We start from the raw sequence: 1,390 nt of genomic DNA on the forward strand, positions 1-1,390 counted from the left end.
GTCATGATCTGCGAGGCAATCGATACCTTCACATCGCCAACGCCTTCAACCTTGCGAGCCGCGCCCTCGATCTTGGCGGCGCAGGACGCACAGTCCATGCCCGTGATGTGATAGCGGATTGTGTCGGTTGCAGCGGCCATTCGTTGGTCCTCGAAACTCTAGCCTTGCCCTGCTACAACCTGTAGCGACTACAGGAGCAAGGCAAAAAGATGCAGATCGGCGATTTATCCCGGCAGGCAGGCGTGAACATTGAGACGATCCGCTATTATGAGCGTATTGGGGTTTTGCCAAAGCCTGCTCGCCAGCTGAACGGACGACGCACCTACAGCCCCGTCGATGCCGAACGTTTGGGCTTCATCCGCCATGCTCGTGAGCTTGGCTTTGATCTGCCAAGCATCCGCATCCTGCTGGCCTTGCAAGAGCGGCCAGAAGCATCGTGTGAAGATGCGAGCCGCATTGCCCAAGAGCAGCTTGAGGCAGTCGAAAGCCGCATTGCCCGTCTGCGTCTTCTGCAGGATGAACTATCCCGAATGGTCAGAGAATGCAAACGAGGCAAGGTATCTGAATGCCGGGTAATCCAGGCTCTAGCTACCTGAGAATGATAGTCAATCAAGCATACGCCTCTCAGACTTCTCCGTGATGTGCATGCAGGCAGTTCTCGTGGTTGCTTAGCACTTCGATGACCTTGCAGTCCGAGATCGTGCCCTGGGCGCATTGCGTCAGCATGCGTTCCAGTTCCTGCTGCAGGACCTGAAGGCGCGTAATGCGGTCCTTGACCGAGACAAGCTGGCGCGTGGCGATAACATCGGCAGCAGCGCAAGACATGTCGGGCTGGTCCGAAAGACTGAGCAGTTCCCGGATGTCGTCCAGCGGAAAGCCGAGTTCACGGGAGTGGCGGATAAAGGCGAGCCGCTCCTGCTCCTTCACGCCATAGAGCCGCTGGTTGCCTGCGCTGCGCTCCGCCTCCGGCAAAAGACCGATCTCCTCGTAGTAGCGGATGGTCGGCACCTTGACGCCGGTGGCCGCGCTCAGTTTTCCGATGCTCAGCATGAGAAACCTCTTGAACCTCTAGTTGCTAGAGCTCCTATCTTGCCGACTCGATGAAGAAAAGACTTCAAGCGAGAAGCAACATGGCGGTTGAAACAACAGAGCGGCGTGAGTGGACCGTGACGGGCATGGACTGCGCGTCCTGCACGACAAAGGTGACGCGAGCAGTGGAACGGCTGCCAGGCGTCAGCGATGTCAAGGTGGCGCTGATGGCAGAACGGCTGTCGCTGAACCTGGCCCCCGGCACGACGGAGCCGGAGATTATCGAGGGCACCATCCGCAAGATGGGCTTCGGGATCGCGCCCAAAGGACAAGAGGCACCGCGCAAGAAGGCATTCGTGTT

At 58.3% G+C, this 1,390-nt stretch carries 4 protein-coding genes; 2 read left to right on the top strand and 2 right to left on the bottom strand.

What is annotated here, in order from left to right:
* The coding region (locus tag CK944_RS24260) for a cation transporter (RefSeq protein WP_192877801.1) at nt 1–140 on the bottom strand (140 nt) is incomplete at its 3' end.
* A gap of 69 nt (nt 141–209) precedes the next feature.
* Between CK944_RS24260 and CK944_RS22100 the strand changes: the two genes are divergently transcribed.
* Nucleotides 210–596, top strand: coding sequence for a helix-turn-helix domain-containing protein (locus CK944_RS22100; RefSeq protein ID WP_103175176.1), 387 nt, complete (start codon nt 210–212; stop codon nt 594–596).
* A 28-nt stretch (nt 597–624) separates the two neighbouring features.
* Here CK944_RS22100 and CK944_RS22105 read toward each other — a convergent pair whose 3' ends face one another.
* The gene (locus CK944_RS22105) at nt 625–1,050 is read right to left on the bottom strand and encodes a helix-turn-helix domain-containing protein (RefSeq protein WP_103175177.1); all 426 of its coding nucleotides are present in this window, start codon (nt 1,048–1,050) and stop codon (nt 625–627) included.
* An 80-nt stretch (nt 1,051–1,130) separates the two neighbouring features.
* On the opposite strand from CK944_RS22105, the gene CK944_RS22110 reads away from it, so the two are divergent.
* A partial coding sequence (locus CK944_RS22110; protein ID WP_146038769.1) for a cation transporter occupies nt 1,131–1,390 on the top strand: 260 nt, incomplete at its 3' end.

Origin of the sequence: Paracoccus sp. SY (assembly GCF_002901215.1) — a bacterium.
GTDB lineage: Bacteria > Pseudomonadota > Alphaproteobacteria > Rhodobacterales > Rhodobacteraceae > Paracoccus > Paracoccus acridae.